The 24,749-nt window shown below is 58.2% G+C and carries 23 protein-coding genes, 1 tRNA gene and 1 riboswitch; of the genes, 14 read left to right on the forward strand and 10 right to left on the reverse strand.

The window, feature by feature from the left end; genetic code table 11:
• The coding region (locus tag HMPREF0178_RS22865; protein ID WP_009381145.1) for a transcriptional repressor at nt 1-166 on the reverse strand (166 nt) is incomplete at its 3' end.
• Nucleotides 167-356: 190 nt separating this feature from the next.
• Here HMPREF0178_RS22865 and HMPREF0178_RS17245 point away from each other — a divergent pair.
• On the forward strand, nt 357-659 hold the full coding sequence (locus HMPREF0178_RS17245) for a DUF4911 domain-containing protein (protein ID WP_009381146.1): 303 nt from the start codon (nt 357-359) through the stop codon (nt 657-659).
• Nucleotides 660-776: 117 nt separating this feature from the next.
• A tRNA-Met gene (locus HMPREF0178_RS17250) sits at nt 777-853 on the forward strand.
• A gap of 432 nt (nt 854-1,285) precedes the next feature.
• Here the strand turns inward: HMPREF0178_RS17250 and HMPREF0178_RS17255 are convergent.
• Nucleotides 1,286-2,599, reverse strand: a complete 1,314-nt coding sequence (locus HMPREF0178_RS17255) for an MFS transporter (protein WP_009381147.1) — start codon at nt 2,597-2,599, stop codon at nt 1,286-1,288.
• A 608-nt stretch (nt 2,600-3,207) separates the two neighbouring features.
• Here HMPREF0178_RS17255 and HMPREF0178_RS17260 point away from each other — a divergent pair.
• The 10 genes from HMPREF0178_RS17260 to HMPREF0178_RS17305 all read left to right on the forward strand — a co-directional run bounded on the left by HMPREF0178_RS17260 (nt 3,208) and on the right by HMPREF0178_RS17305 (nt 13,310).
• A complete protein-coding gene (locus HMPREF0178_RS17260) occupies nt 3,208-4,278 on the forward strand; it encodes a pyruvate ferredoxin oxidoreductase (protein ID WP_009381148.1) in 1,071 nt (356 codons plus the stop codon).
• 5 nt (nt 4,279-4,283) lie between these two features.
• Nucleotides 4,284-5,030, forward strand: coding sequence for a thiamine pyrophosphate-dependent enzyme (locus HMPREF0178_RS17265; RefSeq protein WP_005030605.1), 747 nt, complete (start codon nt 4,284-4,286; stop codon nt 5,028-5,030).
• Between the two features lie 5 nt (nt 5,031-5,035).
• Nucleotides 5,036-5,584, forward strand: a complete 549-nt coding sequence (locus tag HMPREF0178_RS17270; RefSeq protein ID WP_005030610.1) for a 2-oxoacid:acceptor oxidoreductase family protein — start codon at nt 5,036-5,038, stop codon at nt 5,582-5,584.
• 3 nt (nt 5,585-5,587) lie between these two features.
• Complete coding sequence (locus HMPREF0178_RS17275; protein ID WP_005030613.1) at nt 5,588-5,803, forward strand: 4Fe-4S binding protein; 216 nt, start codon at nt 5,588-5,590, stop codon at nt 5,801-5,803.
• Between the two features lie 95 nt (nt 5,804-5,898).
• Nucleotides 5,899-8,049 carry an acetate--CoA ligase family protein gene (locus HMPREF0178_RS17280; RefSeq protein WP_009381149.1) on the forward strand — a complete coding sequence of 717 codons (2,151 nt, stop codon included), beginning with the start codon at nt 5,899-5,901 and terminating at the stop codon, nt 8,047-8,049.
• 81 nt (nt 8,050-8,130) lie between these two features.
• A complete protein-coding gene (locus HMPREF0178_RS17285; RefSeq protein ID WP_009381150.1) occupies nt 8,131-9,453 on the forward strand; it encodes an FAD-binding oxidoreductase in 1,323 nt (440 codons plus the stop codon).
• A gap of 233 nt (nt 9,454-9,686) precedes the next feature.
• A complete protein-coding gene (locus HMPREF0178_RS17290; protein WP_009381151.1) occupies nt 9,687-10,064 on the forward strand; it encodes a Rid family detoxifying hydrolase in 378 nt (125 codons plus the stop codon).
• 240 nt (nt 10,065-10,304) lie between these two features.
• Entirely contained in the window at nt 10,305-11,861 is a 1,557-nt protein-coding gene (locus HMPREF0178_RS17295) for a BCCT family transporter (RefSeq protein WP_009381152.1), read from the forward strand.
• Between the two features lie 39 nt (nt 11,862-11,900).
• Complete coding sequence (locus HMPREF0178_RS17300) at nt 11,901-12,722, forward strand: IclR family transcriptional regulator (RefSeq protein ID WP_009381153.1); 822 nt, start codon at nt 11,901-11,903, stop codon at nt 12,720-12,722.
• A 21-nt stretch (nt 12,723-12,743) separates the two neighbouring features.
• Complete coding sequence (locus HMPREF0178_RS17305; protein ID WP_009381154.1) at nt 12,744-13,310, forward strand: UbiX family flavin prenyltransferase; 567 nt, start codon at nt 12,744-12,746, stop codon at nt 13,308-13,310.
• 234 nt (nt 13,311-13,544) lie between these two features.
• Here HMPREF0178_RS17305 and grdA read toward each other — a convergent pair whose 3' ends face one another.
• The 8 genes from grdA to HMPREF0178_RS17355 form a co-directional block, all read right to left on the reverse strand.
• On the reverse strand, nt 13,545-14,021 hold the full coding sequence (gene grdA / locus HMPREF0178_RS17310; protein WP_081637692.1) for a glycine/sarcosine/betaine reductase complex selenoprotein A: 477 nt from the start codon (nt 14,019-14,021) through the stop codon (nt 13,545-13,547).
• A gap of 68 nt (nt 14,022-14,089) precedes the next feature.
• Nucleotides 14,090-14,407 carry a co-chaperone YbbN gene (locus tag HMPREF0178_RS17320; protein WP_005030620.1) on the reverse strand — a complete coding sequence of 106 codons (318 nt, stop codon included), beginning with the start codon at nt 14,405-14,407 and terminating at the stop codon, nt 14,090-14,092.
• A 71-nt stretch (nt 14,408-14,478) separates the two neighbouring features.
• Nucleotides 14,479-15,645 carry a glycine/sarcosine/betaine reductase complex component C subunit alpha gene (gene grdD / locus HMPREF0178_RS17325; protein ID WP_009381157.1) on the reverse strand — a complete coding sequence of 389 codons (1,167 nt, stop codon included), beginning with the start codon at nt 15,643-15,645 and terminating at the stop codon, nt 14,479-14,481.
• An 8-nt stretch (nt 15,646-15,653) separates the two neighbouring features.
• Nucleotides 15,654-17,189 carry a glycine/sarcosine/betaine reductase complex component C subunit beta gene (grdC, locus tag HMPREF0178_RS17330; protein WP_009381158.1) on the reverse strand — a complete coding sequence of 512 codons (1,536 nt, stop codon included), beginning with the start codon at nt 17,187-17,189 and terminating at the stop codon, nt 15,654-15,656.
• Nucleotides 17,190-17,214: 25 nt separating this feature from the next.
• Entirely contained in the window at nt 17,215-18,129 is a 915-nt protein-coding gene (trxB, locus tag HMPREF0178_RS17335; protein WP_005030626.1) for a thioredoxin-disulfide reductase, read from the reverse strand.
• 218 nt (nt 18,130-18,347) lie between these two features.
• Nucleotides 18,348-19,652 carry a glycine reductase complex selenoprotein B gene (gene grdB / locus HMPREF0178_RS17345; RefSeq protein WP_083832541.1) on the reverse strand — a complete coding sequence of 435 codons (1,305 nt, stop codon included), beginning with the start codon at nt 19,650-19,652 and terminating at the stop codon, nt 18,348-18,350.
• A gap of 38 nt (nt 19,653-19,690) precedes the next feature.
• Nucleotides 19,691-20,977 carry a glycine/sarcosine/betaine reductase component B subunit gene (locus HMPREF0178_RS17350; protein WP_005030630.1) on the reverse strand — a complete coding sequence of 429 codons (1,287 nt, stop codon included), beginning with the start codon at nt 20,975-20,977 and terminating at the stop codon, nt 19,691-19,693.
• 1 nt (nt 20,978) lies between these two features.
• Nucleotides 20,979-21,359 carry a GrdX family protein gene (locus tag HMPREF0178_RS17355; protein WP_198135016.1) on the reverse strand — a complete coding sequence of 127 codons (381 nt, stop codon included), beginning with the start codon at nt 21,357-21,359 and terminating at the stop codon, nt 20,979-20,981.
• A gap of 154 nt (nt 21,360-21,513) precedes the next feature.
• A riboswitch (glycine riboswitch) is annotated at nt 21,514-21,618 on the reverse strand.
• A 636-nt stretch (nt 21,619-22,254) separates the two neighbouring features.
• Here HMPREF0178_RS17355 and HMPREF0178_RS17360 point away from each other — a divergent pair.
• Both HMPREF0178_RS17360 and HMPREF0178_RS17365 read left to right on the forward strand, forming a co-directional pair.
• Nucleotides 22,255-22,986, forward strand: coding sequence for a gluconate 2-dehydrogenase subunit 3 family protein (locus HMPREF0178_RS17360; RefSeq protein ID WP_009381162.1), 732 nt, complete (start codon nt 22,255-22,257; stop codon nt 22,984-22,986).
• 14 nt (nt 22,987-23,000) lie between these two features.
• Nucleotides 23,001-24,710: a GMC family oxidoreductase gene (locus tag HMPREF0178_RS17365; protein WP_009381163.1), complete on the forward strand. Its 1,710-nt coding sequence runs from the start codon at nt 23,001-23,003 to the stop codon at nt 24,708-24,710.
• The last annotated feature ends 39 nt before the right edge of the window (nt 24,711-24,749 follow it).

Here is a 24,749-nt window from a genome sequence, read left to right on the forward strand (position 1 = left end):
CCTTGCGGACTCTGTCATAGATTTCTTCGGTCGTCAGGTGCCCGCTTTCATTAAAGAACACTTCCATGATCTGCTGACGCTGAGGCGTGTTACGCAGCCCCTTGTTTTTCAAGAAGGAACGAAAGATCTGAGTGGGGTTGCCTACTGGTCTGTCTTCACTGAACATGCGCCACCTCGGGTTGGATTGCAGGAATGGACTATAGCCTAGTTCATGCGCTATCGCAACGGGAGCCCTTTCCCCAGCGCCTTTTTATATCATTATAAATGGATTGAGAGTTGAGATGAATGGGGAAGGGCCCCGTGGGGATGCCATTCCGCCCTTGCGTCCCCGAAAAGCATAGGCTACACCGGCCCCCATGAAAAAGAAAAAAAGACGACCCATCCGGCTTCCCGTTCCCGAATACAGCGACAAGGTGCTCGTCTCCGTGCCGCCGCAGCATGTGGGGATGTTTCGTTTCCTCCTTGAGGGGTATGACAACATCGCCAGCTTTACCGTGCTCGATCGCGCGGGGGCGTTGCTCAAAGTGTTCTTTTCTCCGCATCAGCATACGGAGGCGCGTTCCGCTCTTGAGGGCATTGCCGCGGTACTGCCGATAACTGTCCGCCCGTGGCCTGCCGCGGCATGTTGTGCCGAATCCTCGGAATCCGGTATGGCTTAGCGAAATAAAACCAGTGTTCAGGGTATATTGTATCGCTTCATTCTCTTTTTGAGAAAAAAGATGAAAAAATGTTTGACAAACGGGAGTCCGGCCCCTATATTCCCTTCTGTCGCATGTCGCGGGGTGGAGCAGCACGGTAGCTCGTCGGGCTCATAACCCGAAGGTCGTAGGTTCAAATCCTGCCCCCGCAACCAGAAAGTTCAAGCCCTTATGGATAATATCCATAAGGGCTTTTTTTGTGCATTCATGTTTTTGATGTGCCGCTGGCACCGAATGGGGTAGCGAGCAATCCTGTATAGCGGGGTATTCGGTACACGGTTTGAATCCCTTTGTGCGGCACGTGGCTATGTTGATTTAACGCTTGGGGAGTGCTGCGGCGCTGGCACAGAGCGATCGTTTTTGATCGCTATCTGTACAAAATGGCGCATAATCCGGCACAGAGTGATCACAGAATAAACGAAACGGGCGGCTCCTCATCGGAGCCGCCCGTTTGTCGATCTCTTCGCAACTTTTCATCTGTTGCCTGAATAAAAGAGAACGCCACATTTAGAGGGTCATTCTTGATGAAATGGGCAATTCGGAGTGGCCGGGACCAAGGCCAAACCGAATTGCCCTTGGTCGGGGGGCTACTTTTTGCCTCTGCCGGAGGTTTCAGGTGCCCACATGTGGCAGATGATGCCGCCGAAGAGCAGGGTGATCACACAGCACCAGAGGGCCATATGGATGCCAAACTGTTCGCTCACGATGGGCAGGAGGAAGGTGCCTCCGCCCGCGCCGAAACGGCTGATGGCAATGGTCAGGCCTACGCCGGAGCCGCGCAGTTCCGTTGGGAACAGTTCAGCGGGATAGGAGAATTCGGGGACGATGGAGGCCGCGAGCACTAGGGCAAAGGCGGTGATCATGATGAGCGCGACGAGCGGGGACATTGAGGTCCACAGGATCATCACAGTAAGGATCGCCGCGGATACGTAGAAAGTCCAAAGCAGATAAGCGCGGCGGGTTGCAATGCCGTATACCCAGAGTCCCACGAGCACGCCGATGAGGGTGAACACGTTGTACAGCACGCCGGAGGCGTTGGGGTTCTGGATATTCATCTTGGTGAGCACCAGCGGCAGGAAGATGCTGATGGCAAAGAAAGGCAGCACCTGGGCAAAGAAGAACACGCCGGACACCACCGTATTGCGCCACTGCTCAGGAGCGAACAGCGCGAACCACGAAGTGGAAGCGGGCTTTTCCTCTCCGCGATCAGGCAGTCCATACTGGTTGCCGAGATAGGCATGGATGTTGGCGAGAGCTTCCTGAGAGCGCCCCTTGGCGATGTGCCACAGGGGGGATTCGGGCGTGCCGAAGCGGATGAGGAGGGCGATCAGGCTGGGTACAACGGAAGTGCAGAGCACGAGACGCCAGCCGTCGTTGCCAAAGGCGGCGACAAAACCGTCCATGAAAAAGCCGACAATATACGAAATGCAATAGCCGATGGTCCAGAAGACCAGCAGCCACCCCAGGATGCCCGCGCGTTTTTTGGCCGGAGCCCATTCGCTGAGCAGTGGGATGCCCACCGTATAGTCCGCGCCGATGAGCATACCCAGGACAAAGCGCACTATGGCGATGAGCAGCGGATCGGAAAGGAAGAATTGCAGCACGGAAACGATGGCCGTCAGCAGCATGAGTGAAGCGTAGAGAGGCCGTCTGCCGATTTTATCCGCCGTGATGCCCGCCAGAAGGCTGCCGAAGAAGATGCCGAACATGGAACCGGCACCGATGAGCCCCATCCAGAAGCTGGTAAGCCCCAGAGGTTCCATAGCATAGTTGAGCGAAATGCCGACAATGCCCAGCGTGTAGCCGTCGCTGATCTGGCCCATGAAGGTGCCGGCGGTAATTTTTTTATGAATGGCCGAAAACGGGGCATCTTCGAAACTGATCTGTCTTGCTCCACTCATGCCGTGGTTCTCCTTAAAGAGAGTGGTGAAGGTTTACATCCCCTTAGCCTGTTAAGAAGCAAAATAAACCGAATTACGGTATGTCGTGCTGAAATATAAAACGCATTTTGCCGGTATGTCAATCACCCTCAGAAAAAAACGGTGAGTCCATAAAAACAGGAAAAGAACTTTATTGTGTTTTTTTACTCAAAAAATAGAGCTTATTATGATTATAGAAAGCCTGCGGAGAGAGCTTGTCCGGGAGATGGGACCGGAACGGGCATGAAAACGGGATTAGGATTGCCGATGCCTGCTGTTTGTGGAATATGCGGGCACCGGAGAAGAGGGCGGCTATGGCTCTGAGAAAATAAATATTTCATAATATACTTATACCATTAGTTAAAAGAGAACGGATGAGAGATTTGAACATAAAAAGTCGGTTCCCCTATTGACATAGAAATACAGTGCGTCTAACCTGAAATAAATGGTATATAATACCATTATACGGTATGTTTTTAAGAAAAGATTCGGTTCCCCGGTTTATGCAAGCATCCTGAAAAAAGGCTCACGGGCCTGAGGCTGATGTTTTTAGTTCCATTCACGACACTGTGATTGCCATTGAGGTGCGTATGACTCAGCAGACCATGTTCTTAAAAAACACGGAAACATTCGCGGAAAGTTTGGCGCGTTGTGGTGTTAAATTCCATTTTGCCTACCCTATTACCCCCGCGACCGACGTCATGAAGCGTATGGCCGTCATCCTGCCGCAGTACGGCGGCAAGATGCTGCAGATGGAAAGCGAGCTCGCCGTTTCCAGCGCCTTGGCGGGCGCGGCCTGTACGGGCATGTTGTGTGCGACTTCCAGTTCCGGGCCCGGCATGACGCTCATGCAGGAAGCCATTTCCTTCATGTGCGGTGCCGAATTGCCCTGCCTGATGCTCGACTCCATGCGTGTGGGCCCGGGCGACGGTGATATTCTGGGTGCGCAGAGCGATTACTACATGTCCACCCGCGGCGGCGGGCATGGCGACTACCATGTGCCGGTGCTCGCACCTTCCGACGGTCAGGAAATTGTGGATCTCGTCCCTGAGGGGATCCGGCTCGCCTACACCTACCGCACTCCGGTTCTTTTCGTGTTCGACGGCGTGACCGCCCAGACCACGGAAACGGCGGTTCTGCCGGAATATCATGACTATTCGGCGGAATACGATACTTCCTCTTGGGCCTATACGGGCACCAAGGATCATCCCAAGCGCGCGCTCATCACCGGCAGCTATTCCCACGCGGACGGCTACGTCATGAACGAGCACCTGCGCGCCAAGTACGAAACCATCCGCGCCAAGGAGCAGCAGTGGAAGGAAAGCAACACTGAGGACGCCGAACTTATCGTCGTCGCCTTCGGCATTCATGGCCGCATGTGCAAGGATCTGGTCGCCAATCTGCGGGCGCAGGGCAAGAAGGTGGGCAGCATCCGTCCCGTCACGCTGTGGCCTTTCCCCGATAAGGCGTTCGAGAACCTGCCTTCCACGCTGAAAAAGATTCTTGTCGTCGAAATGAACCACGGTCAGATGGTGGATGACGTGCGCCTTGCCGTGAACGGGCGCGTCCCGGTGCATTTCTTCGGCAAGACCGGCGGCGATATGCCCATGTACACCCTCGCGGAAATGACCGCTGAAGTGAACCGTCTGTTGGAGGAGTAATCGGAATGCAAAATCTCAGCGCGAAATACGGCAAGACTCTGAATCTGGACAAGCTGACCAGCTACTGCCCCGGCTGCGGTCACGGCATCGTCACCCGCCTGGTGGCTGAAGCCATCGAAACCTTGGGTATCCGCGAACGCGCCATTGCCATTGTGGGCATCGGCTGCGGCGGCTTCTCCCACCATTATATGGATGTGGACGCCATTGAAGCCACGCATGGGCGTTCCCCTTCGTTCGCGGTGGGCTACAAGCTCTGCCGTCCCGACAACATCGTGTTCACCTACTGCGGCGACGGAGACTCCTGCGCCATCGGCCTTGGCGACCTGATGCACGCGGCCAACAAGGGGATGCCCATCACGTCGATCATGGTCAACAACTCCGTATTCGGCATGACGGGCGGCCAGATGTCCCCCACGACTCTGGACGGTCAGGTGACCGCCACCACGCTCAAGGGCCGCGACGTGACCTGGCAGGGCTATCCCCTGCTGGTGCCCGAAATGATGCGTGAAATGCCCGGCGTGAAGTACCTCGCCCGTGAAAGCGTGGCCACGCCCAAGCATATCATGCACGCCAAAAAGAGTATCCAGAAGGCTTTTGAATGCCAGGTGAAAGGCCTCGGCTACTCGTTCGTCGAAGTCATTGTCCCGTGCCCCACAGGCCTGAAGAAGAGCGTGCAGGATTCCTATAAATGGTGCTCCGAAGAAATGCTCGGTTACTTCAAGCCTCAGGTCTTCAAAAGCGAAATGGAGTAGAAATCATGCTGGTCAAATGTATGTTTTCCGGATCGGGCGGGCAGGGCTCTGCGCTGATGGCCAAACTCGTCTGCGAGGGCGCCATGAGGGAGAACCTGAAGGTCGTCATGACGCAGACCTACGGCATTGAGCAGCGCGGCGGCGACTCCACTGCCTTCATCATCATTTCCGACGAAGCCATCGGCAGCCCCATTGTGGAGAATGACGCCACCATCGCCGTGGCGCTGAGCCAGTCCATCTATGAGCAGTGCCTCCACGGCGTGGCCCCCGGCGGCATGTTGTTTACCAACGCCTCGCTGGTGGAGAATCCGGGCAGGGCCGAAGGCTTCACGCAGATCCTTTTGCCCGTCTCCGAAATCGCCGTGGAAGTGGGATCGGTACGCAGCGTCAATATGGTGATGCTGGGCGCCGTCATCGCAAAGACGAAGCTCTTGAAGCGCGAAACGATCATGGCCGTGCTCGAGGAGACGATGGGCAGGAAGAAGCCCGAGCTGCTTGAGTTCAACATCAAAGCCTTCAACGCTGGCTATGAAGCCGCCGGGAAAGGGGAATAAGCCATGAGCAAGACCAAGACTCACGTGATCGATGCCCGCCGCTGCAAATCCTGCGGCCTGTGCGTGGATGCCTGCCCCAAGGGGGTTCTGGCCATCGGTACGGAAATCAACGGGCAAGGATACAATTATATCGAACGGGCGCATCCGGAAAAGTGCGTGCTCTGCAACATCTGCGGCGTGGTCTGTCCCGATGTCGCCGTCGGCGTTGTGGAAGAGTAGCGCGGAACGCTTTTTCCGGAGTTTTCCGGAGAAGTCTTCTCAGGTTCCGCAATGGCGGAGTGCCGGTCACAGAGAACGCTTATATGGAGAGCATCATGTCCGACCTTATTCCTCTGTTCCGTCCCAAAAGCGTAGCGCTCATTGGTGCTTCCTCGGACACCAAGAAATACGGCTACTGGACGGCCAAAAGCCTGATCGACAACAAGTTTCAGGGAGAAATCCATCTGATTTCCCGCTCCGGCGGCGAAATCCTCGGCCAGCCGACCTACCCCGATATCCTGTCCGTTCCCGGCGAAGTGGATCTTGCCATCATCGCCATCGCGCCCAAGCACATCCTGCCCATCATCGAGCAGTGCGTGGAGAAGGGCGTGAAGACCGGGATCGTCGTTTCCACCGGTTTTGGCGAAACGGGTCCCGAAGGCAAGGAAATCGAACGCCGTATGCTGGAGATCGCCCGCAAGGGCAACATGCGCATCATGGGCCCCAACTGCATGGGGATGTACAGTTCGGCGGTCAGCCTGAACGCGAGCATCATCGACCTTGCCCCCGGCCCCATGAGCCTCGTGCTGCAGAGCGGCAACTTCGGCATCGATCTGAATTTCAACGCCAAAAAGCGCGGCATGGGCTACAGTTGCTGGGCCACCATCGGCAACCAGATGGATGTCCGCTTCAATGACTTTGTCCGGTATATCGAGCAGGATGATCACACCAAGGTCATGCTCCTCTATATGGAAGGGCTGCGGGTGGAAAACGAGGAGGATGGGCGCAAGTTCCTTGAAGCCGCCCGCCGTACCTCGGTGAGCAAGCCCATCGCCGCCATCAAGATCGGCCGCAGTGCCGCCGGAGCCCGCGCCGCCGCTTCGCACACCGGTTCCCTCGCCGGCAGCGAAAGGATTTTTGATGCAGCTTTGGCGCAGTCAGGAGTGGTGCGCGTCAACACCCCCAACGAGCTGTTGGATGCGGCGGAAGCCTTTTCCAAGTGCAAACCCGCCCACGGCAAGCGCATAGCCGTCCTTACCGACGGCGGCGGGCACGGCGTTATGGCGACGGACTTCTGCGAGGCCAACAGCCTGGAAGCGCCCGTGCTTTCCGAGGCCACGCAGGAAAAGCTGCGTGCCATACTCAAGCCGCATTGCCCCATCAAGAACCCCGTCGACCTCGCGGGTACGCCCGAAGGCGACATGTGGGTGTTCGATCGCTGTCTCGAGGTGCTTCTTGATGATCCGGACGTGGACGGGATCGTCATTGTCGGTCTGTACGGCGGGTATGCCGATTTGTCGGAAGAATTCCGCGTGCTGGAAATGGATGTGGCCAAGAGCATGGCCGAGCGCATCCGGAAGGGCGACAAGCCCGTTGTCATGCACTCCATCTACCAGCCCCAGCAGCCCGACTGCCTGAAATACCTCAGCGAGCAGGGCGTGCCCGTGTTCGGGGCTGTGGATGAAGCCGTCCGCACCATGGGCGTGCTTGTGGAATACAGCGAGCGCCGCGCCGCCCTTCTGGAAGAGGCCGCTTCCGTGCCGCCCGAGCTGCCCGCCGGACGCCGGGAAAAGGCCGAAGCCATCTTTGCCCGTGTGCGTTCGGAAGGCCGCGTCAATCTGGTGGAAACCGAAGCGCGTGAAGTGCTGCGTGCCTACGGTGTGGATCTCGCCCCGCATTATCTGGCCGCTACGGCGGATGAAGCTGCCGAGATGTGGGAAAAGATCGGCGGCAAGGCCGTCATGAAGATCGTTTCCCCCGACATCCTGCACAAGACGGATGCCGGAGGCGTGGCCCTCAATATCGAATCCGCCGAGGCTGCGCGCGAGGCTTTCGAGCGCCTGGTCGCCAACGGCCGCAACTACAAGGCCGATGCCAATATCTTCGGTGTGATGCTGACGCCCATGTTGAAGGGCGGCGTGGAATGCATCATCGGTTCAAGCTGGGACAGCACCTTCGGGCCTACGGTCATGTTCGGACTTGGCGGTATTTTTGTTGAAATCCTTAAAGATGTATCCTTCCGTGTGGCGCCGGTGAACATGCCTTCCTGCCGCCGGATGGTGCGCGAGATCAACGGCCTTGCCATGCTTCAGGGCGCCCGCGGCAGCAAGCCCTGCGATCTGGAAGCGCTGGCGGAAGCCGCCTGCCTGATTTCGCATATGGTGGACGAACTGCGCGACATCGCGGAGGTCGATTTGAACCCCGTGTTCGCTTGGGAAAAGGGGCTTGCCGTGGCGGATGCCCGCATCGTGCTGCAGGCACGCTGACGGAAAACGGATTTGAGGGAGGGCCGGGATTCCCGGCCTTACGCAGAAGAGACAACTTCTATTTGAGGGTAGGTAAAAAATATGCGTGACGTGAAGCGTTTCCCCACAACGACAGGGCTGAGCTGGCTTGAAATGTCGTCCTTTAAGGATCACCTCTTCAAGGGGCATGAGAAGATCGGCAAGGAATACGATTACGTGATCGTGGGCGGCGGCTACGGCGGCTACGGCTGCGCCAGCAGGCTGGCCGAACTCCAGCCTGAAGCTAGGATAGCCGTCTTCGAAGCCATCAAAATCGGCAACGGCGACAGCGGCAAGAACGCGGGTTTCATCATCGACGTTCCGCACAATTTCGGCGATCAGGGCAACTCCACCTTTGAAGATAATGAGATGTACTACAAGCTCAATACGTTCATTATCGGCCGGATGCGTAAGACCATCGAAGACTCGGGCATCAAGGTGGACTGGGATCCCTGCGGCAAGTATCTGTGCTGTTCCGAAACCAAGAGTTTCAAGCTCATTGAGACGGAATCCGAAGAGCTTGATCAGATGAAGGTGCACTATGAGATTTATGAGGGCGAGGAACTCGCCAAGCGCATAGGCACCCGGTACTATAAAAAGGCTCTGTACACCCCCGGGACGCTGCTGGTGAACCCCGCCGACGTGCTGCGCGGGCTGTATACCACCCTGCCGGAAAACGTGGATGTATTCGAGGAATGCCCCGTCATGCGTATCGAGGAAGGCACCCGCGCCCGCGTGACCCTGCTGAACGGCAAGGAAATCACCGCGAAGACCGTCATCGTGACCGGCGGGCCTTTCATTGAGGAATTCGGCATCGTCAAGCGCGTGTTCTGCCCGGTGCTTTCGTATGGCGCGTTCACCCGCCAGCTCAACGACAAGGAAATGAAGTATTTTGAAGGCGTAAAGCCTTGGGGCTGCACGGCTGGGCATCCCGCCGGGACCACGGTGCGCTTCACGACCGACAACCGTCTGTATGTGCGTAACGGCTTCAGCTACGCCACGCACCTCACCACGTCGCATCAGCGCATCCGCAGGGCCGTTCCCAAGCTGCGCCGGGCCTTTGAAAACCGCTTCCCGGAAATCAAGCACGTCAACTTCGAGTTCATTTACGGCGGCATGATCAACATGACCATGAATTTCCGCCCGCTCATGACCCAGAAGCACCCCAGCGTATACGCCTCCGCCAGCGGCGAAGGCGCGGGCGTCGCCAAGACTTGCCTGATGGGTCACTACATCGCCGAATGGATCAACGGCATAGACAGCGAGGAACTCCGTTTCCTGCGCCGCATCGCCACTCCCTCCCACATCCCGCCGGAACCCCTGACCACCATCGGCGCCACCGCCCGCCTGATGTGGGAAGAGTTCAACGCCAAGTCGGAAATCTAAAAAAGCGCAACATGGCTGGGCGGCTGTATGTCGGCCGCCCGCGCCCGGAGGCAGGGCAGGGCGTGTCCCTGCCTTGGCCCCGTCGGTGCAGGCCATACTCCTTCTTCCCTAATGCAATTCGTATTCGGGAGGTATGTTTTCCCGACTATGCCGCTTTTTGATCCGCATATTGGGCCGGGAGCGGCAAAAAACAGCGCAACTGTGAAACGGCGTCATCGCCCAAGGAGTCAGTTATGGAATGTATTCATGCGCCCAAGGCCTGCGCGTCTGTCGGCCCCTATTCCCATTGCGTCAAGGCCGGTTCCACCTACTATCTGTGCGGTCAGGTCCCCTTTCACCCCGTTACCGGGGAAGTCGTCGGCAACGGCATGAAAGAACAGGCCGTCCAGACGTTGGCGAATATGAAGGCCGTGCTCGAAGCCGCCGGCCTTGCCGTCACCGACATTGCCAAGACGACGGTGTTTGTCACCAACATGGATGATTTTGCCGCATTCAACGAAGTGTACGCGGCGTTCATGGGTGAACACCGTCCGGCCCGTGTCTGTGTGGAAGTCAGCAACATTGCCCACGGCTGTCTGCTGGAAATGGATGCCATCTGCTTTAAGGAGTAAAGGAAGGGGGCATTGACCCCCTTTTTACTCAAAAGATACTTTTATAAGGTTTGACGGCAATATGTTTTCCCTACGGTACATGGGATTTGGGAAAGAACAGGAGGGGGCTTCGCAGGCAGATCCGTCCATTCAGCTGTGATTCTGATGAACGGTTACGTTTTCGTTACGCCGTGTCATGGCCTCACCCCCTGTCTTCTTCCCCCCAAACAGAACGCGTTACTGTTCAGTGAGGTAGCCTGTATGCAAGACGAGTTAAGCGTGCGCACAGAGGGAAAGCGTCTCGATACCATCCCCTTTGCCATTGGCTTTTTATCCGTTTTTGCGTTTATCGTGAGCGCCATCGCGTTTCCTGAGCCCTTTATCCGCTTCATGGACTTGTTGCAGGACAAGATTGTCAAGGATCTTGGGTGGGCTTCGGTGTTTTTCAGCTTCCTTGTCATGCTGTTCACCTTCGGCATCGTCTGTTCTCCTATTGGAAGCATACGCATAGGCGGAAGGGACGCAAAACCCGACTTCAGCTTTTTCCGCTGGTTTGCCATCTCGCTGTGCTCCGGCATCGGCATCGGCATTTTGTTCTGGGGCATAGGCGAACCCATTTACCACCTCATGCAGCCGCCGCAGAATCTCGGCATCGCGCCGAAATCCCACGAAGCCGCCCTGTTCGCCATTTCCCAGTCCGCCATGCATTGGAGCATTGCCCAATACTGTATTTATGCCATCTGCGGCGTAGCCTTCGCCCTGATGGCTTTCAACGAACATCTTCCCTTGTCCATCATCAGCGGCCTCGACCTTGTCATGCCGCGCAAGCACTATTCCCTGGCTAAAAACATTGTGCACGCCGCGTGCCTGTTCTCCATCTGTTGTACCGTCATCAGCAGCATCGGCGCGCTGATCATGATGATATCAAGCTGCGTGTCCTACCTTACCGGCCTTGAGCGCAGTTTCGCCATGAATGCCATCGTGGCCCTTGTGGCGACGGCGTTTTTTGTGGGGTCCTCCACGACCGGGCTCAAGCGGGGTATGAATTTCCTGGCGGCACAGAATACTCGCATGTTTTTTATCATTTTGTTCTATATCTTCCTTTTCGGGCCTACGCTGTTTATTTTGAATATGGGCACGGAAGCTTTCGGCTACATGCTGACCAATTTTATCCGCAACAGCACGCTGGTCAGTACGGAATTTATGAGTGACCGATGGGCTGATTCATGGATCATCGTGTACATGGGCGCGTTTTTTGCCTATGGTCCTCCCATCGGTTTATATCTTGCCCGGCTGGGCAAGGGGCGTACAGTGCGGCAATTCCTCCTCATGAATGTGTTTGCTCCATCCATGTTCGTGTATCTTTGGATCAATACTTTTGGCAGCCTTGCCATCTATTATCAGTGGAAGAATCTTGTGGACGTATGGAGCTTTGTTCAGACGCAGGGTTTGGAATCCACCGTTATCGGCATCCTGCAGCGCTTCCCATTCAGCATGGCCCTCATTGTTTTCTTTGTCATTGTGACTATGATTTCCTTTGTCACACTGGTAGATCCCATGACTTCCGTGTTGGCGACCATTTCCACAAAAGGTATTTCTGCTGAAGAAGAAGCTCCTAAATTCCTTAAGGTCCTTTGGGGCGGCAATATGGGCGGTGTTGCGTTGGCCGTCATTACATTGTGTGGTATTTCAGTACTCAGGGGCATGTTTGTATTCGGCGGGGTGCTGATGATGCTTTTGACAATAATTCTTTGCTGGTGCATCGTAAAAGAAGGTCAGAATATTTTGGCAAGGAACAAGAGAGAAGACACTCCGTAATCTGTTTCGCACACCGAACTTTCATAGTAAGGAGATAATATGGCTTTGGCGGATAAATATTACACCATTGGTGTTCTCGGTAAATCATTCGGCGTGATTGAGCTGATGGCTCATCAGGCAAAATGGGAGCTTCGTGATCTTGCCAAAGCCTCTGGCCTCCCCAAGGGGACGCTGCAACGTATCTTGCTGACCCTCTGTGAACTCGGCTTTGTGTCTCAGGACGGCAAGGGCGGCGCCTACAGCCTGACATTGAAGTTTTTCAAGCTGGGGCAGCGGATCGCCTCCAACAACAGCCTGGTGGAGAAAGCCCGGCCCGCTTGCCGCCAGCTTATGGAAAAAGTAAACGAAACCGTCAACCTGTGTGTAGCCCAAAACTTTGACATGGTGGTCATGGCACAGCAGGTTTCTTGGCAGATCCTGCGGCTGGACTCCATCATCGGGTCTTCCTTCCCCATTTATCCCTCGGCATCGGGCAAGGTCCATTGCGCTTTTCTGGAAGAGAGCGAACTGCTGAAATTCCTCAATGAACTGCGCGAGGCAAGGCCGGAGCTGACCACGGACGACATCAACCGTTTCTGTGCGGAGTTGGCGGTGATACGCCGGGAAGGGGTGGGCTTCGACTGCGAGGAAATCTTTACGGGGGTCCGTTGTGTAGCCGCCCCTATCTTCGATTATACCGGTAATCTCGTGGCTACCATAGGCTGCTCAGTGCCTACGGTACGCATCACTGAGGAATCCTCGGCGCTGTTGATCCGCGAAGTCATCCAGACGGCGGCGGCAATATCCATGTCCATCGGCGCGCCACGGCGTGAGTTCATGCCGACAACCCGCACCATGCTCCATTGTCCTGTACGCGGATAGTATCACGGAGAAAAAGAACGTATGTATCGCCTTGTCCTTGGAATCAGCGGCGCGAGCGGGATGCCGCTGGCGCAGGCCGTTCTGGAGAATCTGGCCACCGTGTCCGATCTGGAAGTACACCTGATAATCTCCGCGGGTGCGGAACGGGTTCTTCAGGCCGAATGCGGGATACCCTCCGCTGCTCTGGCGCGGTATGCCCACGCGGTGCATGAGAGTTCCGATATGGCGGCGGGGCCCTCCAGCGGCTCATGGCATCATGACGGGATGATCATCTGTCCGTGTTCCATGAGTTCTCTGGCGTCCATCGCCAGCGGGGCGGGCAGCAATCTGATACACCGCGCGGCGGACGTAACGCTCAAGGAGCGCCGCCCCTTGGTCATTGTGGCTCGCGAGACGCCACTGAACCTTATCCATCTCAAGAATATGCAGGCGGTTACGGAGGCTGGTGCCGTCGTCATGCCTTTCACCCCGGCCTTTTACACGCGGGATACGTCCCTTGAGGCCATGATGAGGCATTTCACCGGCAGGTTGCTGGATCAATTCCGCATAGAGCATCATCTCTGCAAAAGGTGGCGCGACGAACGATAGGGCAGGTCAACTTTGCAATGATCCAGAAAAGGCTGTGAACAAGGATTCGTTAAATACGAAAATCTTTGAAGGCGGGGGGAGGAGAAACGTGTGGATTTCCCTCTTCTCCAGAAAGTTCCCCATCCCCTCGCCAATCCATTTCCCGTATCGCAAAGTTCGTTTGCTCTAAAACAAACACTCCGCACAGCAAGGAACGCTGCACGGAGTGTTTATCTTTTCGGCTAACCGTATGTCTTACAGCGGATACTTGCTGTTGGCTTCGCGCATCTTGCGCACAGCGTCAGCAAGAGCATCCACATTGAGGACCATTTCCATCATGCCGATCTGCTCGTCCCACTTGGCGGCATCGGCTTCGGCCTTGATTTCGGGTTCAAGCACATGACACACGCAGAGTCCCAACGGGACTCCAGCCAAGGGCCCGGCGAAGGTGGGATCGCCCAAGGTGACCGTTTCGGCATAGATTTCCGCCCCTTCGGGGTCGGAAGAGCCGAGAATCACCACGACGTTTTCCGCACCATACTTCTCAGCGGCGTCCTTGACGCGCTGCTGATTTTCCAGATCCATGGCTCCTGCGGCCGTTCAGACGAAGCATTCGGTGGCGGAGAACAGGACTTCCGCACCGGAGTTGGCGAAGACATCCGCCATGGCGGGGCCGGGAACGCCGTCCCGTTCGCCAAGCAGCAGAAGCTTCTTGCCGGAAAGCTTGCCCATAACATCACTCCTTGAGTTATGGTTGGGTGAGTATACTACAGACCATGACGGCCCGTTGTCCGCATACGTTAGACGAGTTTGTCCGCTTCGGCCTTGATGGCTTCGATGGACACGGCGTCGCCGGAAATCCGAGCCACGCATTCCCCGCCCTTATAGAAAAGGATGGTCGGTACGGCCATGACGCGCAGGCTGATGACGAGCCTGCGGTTTTCGGCCACGTTGAGCTTGCAGAATTTGAGCTTGCCTTCATAGGCTTCGGCGAGCTTTTCCACTTCGGGCATCAGGGCAAGGCAGGGGCCGCACTGCGGGCCCCAGAGATCCACCACGCAAGGCATGGAGCTCTGCTGCACTTCGGCCTCGAACGTTTCCTTATCGACAATGATCATTGCGTACCTCGCTTTGCTTGAGAGTGAACGTATTCCCGGAACAGGACTCTTTCCGGGCGGAACGGCGTTTTTTACAGGTAACCGGACGCGGTCAGCACGGCGCGGGCCTTGTCGAGGCTTGAACCGGCCAGTTTGACGACCGGGCCGGTGCAGCCCATCGCGGCTTCGGCGTAGATGTTTTCTTTCCACAGGCAACGGACGGCCAGTTCGAGATCGAGCACGTCAATGCCGTGTATTTCTTCGTCCGTGGGCACGGCGGGCGGAGCCTGCACTTCGTCCCGCGGAGCGGCCGCAACCTTGGAAAAGGCCGCGAGCTCATCATCCATGCCCGCGGCTTTGGCGAGGCGTATTTCCTCCGCGACCACGGCGGGCAGCCTGCCCCGAACGGCGGCGGCCGTGTAGGCCAGAGCGTTGGCGATGACCGGAGCGCCCGAAGCGCGGGACACGATGCTCACCACCTTGTCCCATCCTTCGCCCACGGAAGGGCCATAGCCCCAGCCGCTGGTTTCGTAGGAACCGCCGGACGTGAACGCGCTGAAGACCTTCATGAGCACATTGCCCGTCAGGGTATCGGCCACGCAGACGTCCACCGCGCCGCAGAGCAGGTCGTTGCCGCGCAGCAGGGAACCGCCGTCGCCCCGCACGCTCTGCCCGAGGTTCAGGGGGTAGCCCTTTTCCGCCATGCGGTTCAGGGCACGCAGCACCTGCGGGGCTGCGTCAAGGTTGAGCACGCCCACCGAGGGGCAGGTTATGCCCAACGCCTTGGCTACAGCCACGCCCAGTATCGCGTTGCGCAGCATAGCCTCTTGCCTGTGGGCCGCGCTCATGCCCGTGCAGGATGCCATGAACAGGGGCTTGCCCGTGCCCGGCGTCAGCACGCGCCCCACGGTGGTCACGCCGAGGGGAAAGGGGTAGTGCAGAGCCACCGCTCCGTGGATGCGCCCCTGGGCCAGCGCGTTTTCCATGCCGGAAGCCAGTTCCGGGCCTTCACAGCCCGTTTCGATCCAGTCCATGCCCTGAGGCAGGATGCCCGAGGGCTTGGGGCCGACGCCGACCACCGTAAGGGCCGGGTCCGCGCTCATGGCGGCGCTTGCGGCGGCGAGGAATTCCGCATCGGAATGTTCCCCGCCGGAGGCCATGAGCCCTATGCGGCACGGCTCCTTGCCGCTGCGCGCGCGGGCCACCAGATCTTCAAGAGCTTTGCCGAGGATGGCGCGCTTGCATTCTTGCATAGCCATAGCGCCTCCTAGCCTTTTTGCAGGTTGGCCGCCACGTCGGACAGGGCGGCAAGCAGCATTTCCGTCACATCGCTCTGGCTCACGCCCTGCGCGGGTTCCGTACCAGCACCGGGGCCTTCCATAATAAAGGACGCGCCGTCGGCAAGATTGGTCAGGCGGCCGAGGAAGAGGCTGCCCTTGCCGATGATCATGGCTCGTTTGATGGTCCCCGCCTTGAGGGCTTCCAGCGCGTGGCCGATATAGGGAACGCCCGAGGGGATGTGCCCCTGCGTGGGGACGAATCCCGGCATACCGCGTTCGGCCACGAATTTCGGGATGTCCGCCCGTTCGATCTGCCCCTTCATGACGGACAGGGCGGCGATCATCTTATAGTTGGCCTCGGGCACGTTGCCCGCCCCGGCGGGCAGGGTGATTTCGGCGTTGTGCAGTTCGGGCGCATATTTGTCCACGTCCGTCATCTTGAGCCCCGCCTTCTGGAGCGGCTCGAAGGTCAAAGCGGAAGTGATGGCCTGAGGAGCCGCGCCCGCGCCGACGGTATGCTTGCCCAAAGAGTCGAGGCGGATAACCGGCGTCTGCCCGTCGTCGGGCGTGATCAGCAGCGCGAAGCTGCCGATGCAGTTTTCCAGAGCCTTCACGTCCTTCTTCACATGATCACGGGCGTTCATGTACAGCTTGGGCACGGAGCCGCCGCTGACCACGGCCACGTTGGCGCGCGCACCGCAGGCCGCCATGCTTGCGGCGGTGATGACGGAGGCCACGGGCCCGGCGCAGAAGCCGCGCACGTCAAAACCGCTGGCGTTGCCGCATTCGGCTATTTCAGCCAATGCTTTGGCCATGTTGCCGCCGCCGCGCTGCATGGCGTCGCCCACGGCTTCCTCGGAGCATTCGACGACGAAGTCGATGTCCGAGGGAGAAAGCCCGGCGTTTTTGATGAGGTGCAGCAGGGCGAGCACGCCGCTGGCCTTACAGGACAAGTTTTCCAGCATGATGCCGGCTTCGAGGTTTTCGTCCGTATCGTGAGCGCGGCGGCAGCAGCCCGCCAGCTTGCCTTCAGAGTAGAGGGGCAGGGCGTGCTGTTTTTCCACCACGTCCAGAATGTCCGACTCCGGGCGGCCTTTTTCCAGCCTGGCCAGCTGTTTTTCCCCGATTACGGGGTTCTGGGCCAGCTTTTCCGCAACGGAGGCGGCGAAGCCTTCTTCCAGCCAGATGAGGTCAAAAACGTCGCAGATGTCCATGAGCCCGAGGAATTCGTCTTCGGGCATGATTTCACCGAACGTGCCGAAACGCTCCGGCGTACCCAGATTGTCGAACCACGGCGCGGGAGCCTTTTCGAGCTCGTCGATGCTCATGGCGCCGATATAGGTTTTGTTGGGCGCGTAGGCTTGCGCTTCCTCATAGGTTTGGGCGTACTCCGGCAATGCGCGCAGGAATTCGGAATCCGGTTTGCTCTTGCGCTCCTGAGCGGGCGTGCCGCCGTAGTGCAGGGCCAGTTCGGGGGCGAAGTTCAGGCAGTAGGCTGCGGCCTTGATGCCAGCTGTGGCCATATCTCATCCTCCTTGGCGTGCCGGGTTAGCGTTGCAGATAGGCGTAGGCGGACATGGCGGCCCGCGCACCGTCTCCGGCGGCGGTCACCACCTGACGGAGCGAGGTGTCGCGCACGTCTCCGGCGGCGAAAATGCCGGGCACGGAGGTCTGCAGGCTGGCGTCGGTGACGATCCAGCCGCCTTCATCCTTTTGCAGCAGGTCATGCACGTATTCGTCGTTGGGCAAGGTGCCGATGAAGATGAATACGCCGCTTAGCGGAATCTCCCGCTTTTCGTTGGTCTTGACGTTGCGTACTACGATTTTTTCCACAATGTCGCTGCCTTCGATGGATTCCAGCACAGAGTCCATGACGGGCACGATTTTGGGGTTGCTCAGGGCGTGATCGACAACCATCTTGTCGGCGCGGAACTGATCGCGGCGGTGCACCAGATAAACTTTTGAGGCGAACCCCGTAAGGTAGCAGGCTTCTTCCACAGCCGTATTGCCGCCGCCGATGACGGCTACTTCCAGCTCCTCGAAGAACGCCGCGTCGCATACGGCGCAGTAGGAAACGCCCATGCCCGTGTACGTGCTTTCGCCGGGGCAGCCCTGCTTGCGGAAGCTGGCCCCGCTGGCCACGATGACCGCTCCGGCGGCGATTTCGGAACCGTCTTTGAGCGTGATGATCTTCTCGCCGTCGCGAACTTCCAGTTTCTGCACGGAAGCGGTGCGGAATTCGGCCTTGAAATGCTCGGCATGGGTGCGGAAGGCGTCCGCCAGCCCGGAGCCAGTGCCATCCAGTATGCCGGGATAGTTTTCAATCTTGCTCGTGATCAGAACCTGCCCGCCGGGGCGTCCTTTTTCCAGTACGAGGGTATCGAGTCCGGCGCGCTTGCCGTAGATGGCGGCGGAAAGTCCAGCGGGCCCCGCGCCGATGATGACCAATTCACGTTTTTCCATTCTACAGTTCCTTTTGCGGCGGTGTGTCGGCAATGGCGTTGCGGGGAGTGCGTTTGGGGATGCCGAAACGATGCCCCGGCGTCCGTGCCTTGTCCGTAAAACGCCAGTACCGCACGCAGGGAATGAAGGCGAACCCCTTGCGGGCCGAAGCGGCGGGGCAGGCGCATACGCCATGCCCCTCCTTTCAGGTCCCCGGCACACCGCCGGGGCACATGGGCTTAAAACACCGTCTGCCCGTCCACGTCGGTAGACAAGGCATACAGGGCCTTATCGACGAGCGCGCGGCGCAGCTGTTTTTCTTCTTCGGGCCGCAGTTCCGGATTGCCCAGCGGGTGCGGGATGGACACTGTGGGCACGATGCGGTTGGCCCCGATGCTCAACGAAATGGGAACGATGGTACACATATGCACGACAGGGACATCAGCCGTATCTTCGATGCTCTTGGCGAGCGTTGCACCGCAACGCGTGCACGTGCCTCAGGTGGAGGTGAGGATAACCCCGTCCACATGCGCGGCCTTGAGCCGGGAGCCTATTTCCGTGCCGAACTTGCGGGCATTGGCTACGGACGTGCCGTTGCCGACGGTACTGTAGAACACATGGTAGAGCTTGCCGATTTTGCCTTCCTTTTCCAGATCGCGCAGCACGTCGGTGGGCAGGACGCGGTCCGGGTCCGCATTGGCATAGGTCTGATCGTAGCCGCCGTGGGCGGTCATGTATTCGCCCTTGCGGAGGTCCGTGACGCCGTCAAGGTCGTATGCGCCGTAGTTCTGGGCTGAGGAGGCCGCAATGTGATCCGGGTTGCCGAACGGCACGATGCCGCCCGAGGTAACGATGGCGATGGTGGCCTTGCTGATGTCGGCGATAGCCGGGCGGGGCTCCACGCGGTCGAACACAGGCATGGGGTATTCGGTGCGGAACGCTTCGCCGTTGAGTTTCTTGATGAGCATCTGCACAGCGCGTTCCGCGCCGGGCTGTTCATAGAACATGTTCTTGCGGATGCCCTTGGGGAAGACGCCGACCGCTTCAGGATCGGCGATCTCCCCGCCCTTGAGCAGCTTGAGCATGACGGCGGCCATGGCGGGCACGGCCTTGCCCATGCCCCGGGCGCTGTCGGCTGTTTCGACGATGGTCACTTCCTTGCGGTACAAGTCGACGCCCGGGCTTTCGCGGTACATGCCGCTGACCACGGGGAGCTGGAGTTCCTTGGCCACGGCGGCGCACACGGCTCCGCAGGCGGTACCGTAACGGCCCGCGTTGAAGGCCGGACCGGCGATCAGGCCGTCGGCTCCATAGGCTTTCACGGTTTCCACCATGTGGGCGGCCACGTCGTCCAGATGGTTGGCACAGTAGTTGTCGCCGCAGATGAAGGTGGCCACGATTTCGGCTTCGCCGTTGAAGGCGGCTTTGAAGGCCATGCCGGGACCCACGATGCCGTCCCGGACCTCGGGAGAGACGTCAGCCTTGTCCTCGCCGCCGATACCGGCAAAAAACTGATTGATATAATGAACAAGCTTATATGCCATGATGATCTCCTGCACGGTGCTGCGCCGGTCGAGCCGGGCTACAGGGTGCGTCCGCCGATGCGGTTGAAGCCCAGTTCGTTGGTGGCGCCCAGAATGGCCTGCAGTTCCACTTCAAGGCTGCCGTCTTCGCGGACGGAGCCGAAGAAGCCGCCGGCAATGGTTTCCGCCGGAGCCTGATCGCCGATGACCTTGTCCATAGGCGGCAGGACAATGATTTCATTGGCGTTGCCCGCTGTGACGCACGCGTCGCCTTCGGGGCAGGAGTCGGCCAGCGACTGGCTGGAGCCGTCGCGCCCGGCGTATTCGTCCGTGATGAGCACGGTCTTGATGCCCGCCTGTTCGGACTTGCGGCAGTTCATGATGAGGTCGGCGTCGGGGTTGCCGAAACCTTCCTCGCTGATGACCACGGCGTCCACGCCCAGCATACGGGCCAGCTTCACCGCGTAGGAGGAGCTGCGCTTCTTGTCCGCCAGCGTTACGTTTTCGTTGGTGATGATGACGCCCACGAAATTGAGATCCTTGCCGTGGTGCTCATAGAGGCTTTTGACCACGGGGTTGTTCAGATGGACATACGTATTGTTCTTGTCGCAGGCCGAGACGCAGTTGCCGGAGATGATCGCGCCGTCCATCAGTTCGGTAGGGCTGATCATCGTGGGCAGGATGCGTTTGGCGTCCACGCCGTAGACCCACGTGTCGTGCAGCAGGCCCTGCGACTGGAGCATGTACATATAGGCGACCTTGGGCAGGCCGGGATGCTGGTGCATGGCCTCGGCCAGCGGCGGGAAGTCGTAGGCTTCCACGCTGTCGGCGGCGGCGTCCTTGCAGGCGGAGGCCAGATAATGGGCGGCCTTGAGCCCGGCAATACGGTAGCAGGCCTCGCGCTGGTGGGGCTCCAGATCTTCGGCGGTGTCGAAGGACAGGACCACGTTGCAGGTCCGGGAGAACGGCGTGTAGTCCGCACCGGGGCCGGACATGTCCACGATGCCTTCCTGAGGGGCCACCACGCGGCCCGTGGTCAGCACTGCCATGCCGCCCAAGACGAGCGTTTTGCCTTCACCGGCGTTTTCCACATCGCCTATCCAGCCGGGGAAGACTTCGCCCGGGCCTTCCAGCTTGCAGCGGGGCTCGATGGCGTCCTTGACCGGCATGATGCGCACGTTTTCACCAGGGTGGGCCACGTCGACGGCGACGGCGGAAAGCCGGTCGTCCTGCAACAGCAGCGATGCCAGTTCATCCTTGTTGATGGTCAGCACGCCGCCGCTAACGCCCGTCTGTGCGCCGAAGGCCAGCTTGCCGACACTGATGCGGTGCAGTTCCAGTTTCACGTTACATCTCCTTGTGGTCCGGAAGCAGGCCGGGCGGGTACGCCATGCCGCTCCCGTTCGGGTTCGAAATGCTTTCGATACTGCCGCCCAAACTCTCGATGGTAGCACGCAGAAGCTCCACATCCACAAACGCGCAATCCTGCATCTCCCGGTCAGAAAGGCTCGCGGGCATACGGGCAGGATCAACATCATAGTAACGAGCCTGAGCCCGTTCAATGAGAAGAAGAGACGTGGGATCGATTCCGACCGGATGTTCTCCGGAGCGGACACGGGGGGTGAGGGCCAACGAACGGTAGGGCATCTGATGAGGCAGGAAGTTGCCGTACAGCGGGTGGTTGGCGAGAAGCCATCCCTTATGAATCAGGTCGCGCGCCGCGCGAATGACAGCGGCGGGTCACTCGGGAATGAACGTGATGTCCATGCCCGTGAGCGACAAATCCTGAAAACGGGGATTGTTGGTCAAAAGGATGGGGGAGAGCATACGCGTACCTGAGGTTTAATGGCACGCCCTGTCTCCACAAGCGGATTCAGCGGCACGAAGATGCGCGATTCTGGGACCTGAGAGTTTCGGCCTTCCGGCGTTGCCCCTTCGGTGCTTCCGCCTCCTTATAGGGAAGCGGAATCTCTCTCGCAGCACTTACCACGGTTTCAGGATGTCCGCTTGAGAAAAAAAAGTCAAGCTGGATTCCCCCGGAAGAGGGGCTTCTTCGTGCGCACAAGCAGCAAAAGGCACTGTTAATCAACGGGATATGCTTATAAAAAAATTCACAAAATTTTTATAAGGCTCCGGATTCCGGACGGAGGAAGCCTTTTCTGTGCTCCCCGGACACGTTACGGATAAAGAGCTTGTCGTGAGAGAATGTTTTGTAACATAGTACAATATAAAATGTATCTTTGGTTGACCTCGTTGCTTGATAAAGATGGGCAGGGCGGGCCCGGGTATGAGCAGTATGTATATTTCATTCACAAAGGGCGCAGCCCCCACAAGCTGAGGCCGCCGTTTTTTTGATGTTTTTTCTTTCTTCGTCTGATGAAAGGTAATGTACTCTTAAATAAAGCGGCTCCATGAGGCTTTTCTTTTCTATCCGGAAATAGCGTGGGGTTATAAAGTTAAAGGTGTGCTCCTTTGGCAGTACATACGGACAACCGTACAACGCGTCGATTCTTAACGGATTGTCATGTGATATGCCTGTTGCATACGGATGCATGCAACATCTGAAAATCATAGTTATATTTTTGTGGAAACCTTAGCGTCGAAGGAAAAGGAGGGCGTTCTTATGCCTGATGAAAAAGATATCAGCAGACGCAGGTTTTTGCAGTACACCGGCCTCGTTACCGGCGCTGCGGCGGCGTTGGGCCTTTCGACCGTCTCCATGGCGGCGGAGCAGGGTGGAAGCGCTCATTCGGGGCACGCCGCGGCTACGGTCAATCCTTTGAACCGTGCTCGGATGTTCTTCACCAACGAGCTGGACTTTTCCACCTTGTCAGAGGCCGCCGAACGGATTTTCCCCAAAGACGAGCTCGGCCCCGGGGCCAAAGAGCTGGCCGTCCCTTACTTCATCGACAACCAGCTTGCGGGCGCCTACGGCTACAACGCGAGGGAATACATCGCCGGGCCTCACTTCAAGGGCGCCCCCACCCAGGGCTATCAGACGCCGCTTGTGCGCCGTGATCTCTTCAAGCAGGGCATTCTGGCGCTGAACAACGCCGCGCAGGAACGCTTCAAGAAGGATTTCCCCCAATTGAGCGGGGCAGAGCAGGATCAGATCCTTATGGACTGCGAGGCGGGGAAGCTCCCCACGCAGGGCTTTACCTCCGACTATTTCTTCCCCCTGTTGAAAAATGCTGTTCTGGCGGGCGCGTATGCCGACCCGCTGTACAACGGCAACAACAACATGGATGGCTGGCGCATGAAGGAGTACCCCGGGGCTCAGATGGCCTACACGTACCTCATGACCAGCGAAACGTTTGAGAAGGTGCCCCCCGTGTCCCTGTCCAGCATGGAGTAATCAAGGAGAACGACATGGCCAAAGAATTGAAAAAGGTGAATGTGGTTACTGTGGGCGTGGGCTTCACCGGGGGCATCGCCCTTGCCGAATGCGCCAAAGCCGGGCTTTCCGTTGTGGGGCTTGAGCGCGGCGACCGCAGGGGCGTGGAGGATTTCCAGGATATCCACGATGAATGGCGGTATGCCGTCAATTACGGGCTCATGCAGGATCTGTCCAAAGAGACGATTACGTTCCGCAATACGGAAGAAATGCGGGCCTTGCCCATGCGCAAGCTCGGTTCTTTCCTGCTCGGCGACGGCCTCGGCGGTGCGGGCGTGCACTGGAACGGCATGAATTTCCGTTTCTCTCCCTATGACTTCCAGATAAAGACCATGACGGATGAGCGGTACGGCAAAAACAAGCTGGGCAAGGAGTATATCCTGCAGAATTACCCCCTCACCTACGACGAGATGGAGCCATATTATACGGCTTTCGAGATGGCTCTCGGGGTTGCCGGAGAGCCGGGGTATTTTGGCGGCAAGCGTTCCAAGCCGTATGCCATGCCTCCTCTGGTGAAAACGCCCGTTTTGTCCAAGTTCGAGACGGCGGCGAAGCAGACGGGATGCCACCCGTATATGATCCCGGCGGCCATCGCCTCCGAGCCCTATACCACGCCGGACGGCGTCACGCACAACCCGTGCATGTACTGCGGGTTCTGCGAGCGCTTCGGCTGTGAGTACGACGCCAAGGCGGAACCCAACAATACGTTCATCCCCGTGGCCGAAAAAACGGGCAACTGCGAAATCCGCTGCAATGCCAATGTGGTGGAGATTCTGAAGAAGGGAAACAAGGTCACCGGCGTCCGTTACATCGACACGCTGACGCTGGAGGAGTTCATCCAGCCCGCCGACGTGGTGGTGCTGTCAAGCTATGTGATGAACAACGCCAAGCTGCTCATGGTTTCCAAGATCGGCAAGCAGTATGATCCGAAAACGGGGCAGGGCACGCTGGGCAGGGGCTACTGCTATCAGATTACGCCCGGCGCGACGCTCTTCTTTGAAGAACCCATGAACCTCTTTGCCGGGGCTGGCGCGCTCGGCATGTGTTATGACGACTTCAACGCCGACAACTTCGATCACTCCGATCTCAAGTTCATCCACGGCGGCGTCATTTCGCTGACGCAGACCGGCAAACGCCCCATTGAGAGCAACGCCACCCCTCCGGGCACGCGCGCATGGGGTTCGGAGTTCAAGAAGGCCGCCGCGTACAACTTCAACCGTTCTCTGGGCATCGGGGCACAGGGCGCGTCCATCGCCTACAAGGCCAACTATCTTTCCTTGGATAAAACCTACAAGGATGCCTACGGGTTGCCTCTTTTGCGCATGACCTACAACTTTACCGATCAGGACCGCGCGCTTTTCGATTACATCACCAAGAAAATCGAAGAGGTGGCCAAGGCCATGAATCCTAAGGCCATGGCGTCCAAGCCCAGCCCCAAGGATTACAATATCGTGCCGTACCAGACCACGCACAACACGGGCGGCACCATCACGGGCAAGAGCCCGGAAGACAGCGTGGTGAACTCCTACCTGCAACACTGGGACGCCGAGAACCTGTTTGTGGTGGGTGCGGGCAATTTCCCGCACAACGGCGGCTGTAATCCCACGGGCACGGTGGGCGCCTTGGGATACCGCTGCGCCGAGGGCATCCTGAAATATTCCAAGAAGGGCGGAAGCCTCGTCTAGTGGGAAAGGGAGTCCTTTCTTAAAGAAAGGGAGCCGTTC

It is taken from the genome of Bilophila sp. 4_1_30 (assembly GCF_000224655.1).
Taxonomy (GTDB): Bacteria; Desulfobacterota; Desulfovibrionia; order Desulfovibrionales; family Desulfovibrionaceae; genus Bilophila; species Bilophila wadsworthia.

Excerpts from the sequence above, each read along its gene's own strand:
- HMPREF0178_RS17245 (WP_009381146.1), top strand. The coding sequence starts at position 357 with ATGAAAAAGAAAAAAAGACGACCCATCCGGCTTCCCGTTCCCGAATAC.
- HMPREF0178_RS17255 (WP_009381147.1), bottom strand. The coding sequence starts at position 2,599 with ATGAGTGGAGCAAGACAGATCAGTTTCGAAGATGCCCCGTTTTCGGCC.
- HMPREF0178_RS17260 (WP_009381148.1), top strand. The coding sequence starts at position 3,208 with ATGACTCAGCAGACCATGTTCTTAAAAAACACGGAAACATTCGCGGAA.
- HMPREF0178_RS17265 (WP_005030605.1), top strand. The coding sequence starts at position 4,284 with ATGCAAAATCTCAGCGCGAAATACGGCAAGACTCTGAATCTGGACAAG.
- HMPREF0178_RS17270 (WP_005030610.1), top strand. The coding sequence starts at position 5,036 with ATGCTGGTCAAATGTATGTTTTCCGGATCGGGCGGGCAGGGCTCTGCG.
- HMPREF0178_RS17275 (WP_005030613.1), top strand. The coding sequence starts at position 5,588 with ATGAGCAAGACCAAGACTCACGTGATCGATGCCCGCCGCTGCAAATCC.
- HMPREF0178_RS17280 (WP_009381149.1), top strand. The coding sequence starts at position 5,899 with ATGTCCGACCTTATTCCTCTGTTCCGTCCCAAAAGCGTAGCGCTCATT.
- HMPREF0178_RS17285 (WP_009381150.1), top strand. The coding sequence starts at position 8,131 with ATGCGTGACGTGAAGCGTTTCCCCACAACGACAGGGCTGAGCTGGCTT.
- HMPREF0178_RS17290 (WP_009381151.1), top strand. The coding sequence starts at position 9,687 with ATGGAATGTATTCATGCGCCCAAGGCCTGCGCGTCTGTCGGCCCCTAT.
- HMPREF0178_RS17295 (WP_009381152.1), top strand. The coding sequence starts at position 10,305 with ATGCAAGACGAGTTAAGCGTGCGCACAGAGGGAAAGCGTCTCGATACC.
- HMPREF0178_RS17300 (WP_009381153.1), top strand. The coding sequence starts at position 11,901 with ATGGCTTTGGCGGATAAATATTACACCATTGGTGTTCTCGGTAAATCA.
- HMPREF0178_RS17305 (WP_009381154.1), top strand. The coding sequence starts at position 12,744 with ATGTATCGCCTTGTCCTTGGAATCAGCGGCGCGAGCGGGATGCCGCTG.
- HMPREF0178_RS17320 (WP_005030620.1), bottom strand. The coding sequence starts at position 14,407 with ATGATCATTGTCGATAAGGAAACGTTCGAGGCCGAAGTGCAGCAGAGC.
- grdD (WP_009381157.1), bottom strand. The coding sequence starts at position 15,645 with ATGGCTATGCAAGAATGCAAGCGCGCCATCCTCGGCAAAGCTCTTGAA.
- grdC (WP_009381158.1), bottom strand. The coding sequence starts at position 17,189 with ATGGCCACAGCTGGCATCAAGGCCGCAGCCTACTGCCTGAACTTCGCC.
- trxB (WP_005030626.1), bottom strand. The coding sequence starts at position 18,129 with ATGGAAAAACGTGAATTGGTCATCATCGGCGCGGGGCCCGCTGGACTT.
- HMPREF0178_RS17360 (WP_009381162.1), top strand. The coding sequence starts at position 22,255 with ATGCCTGATGAAAAAGATATCAGCAGACGCAGGTTTTTGCAGTACACC.
- HMPREF0178_RS17365 (WP_009381163.1), top strand. The coding sequence starts at position 23,001 with ATGGCCAAAGAATTGAAAAAGGTGAATGTGGTTACTGTGGGCGTGGGC.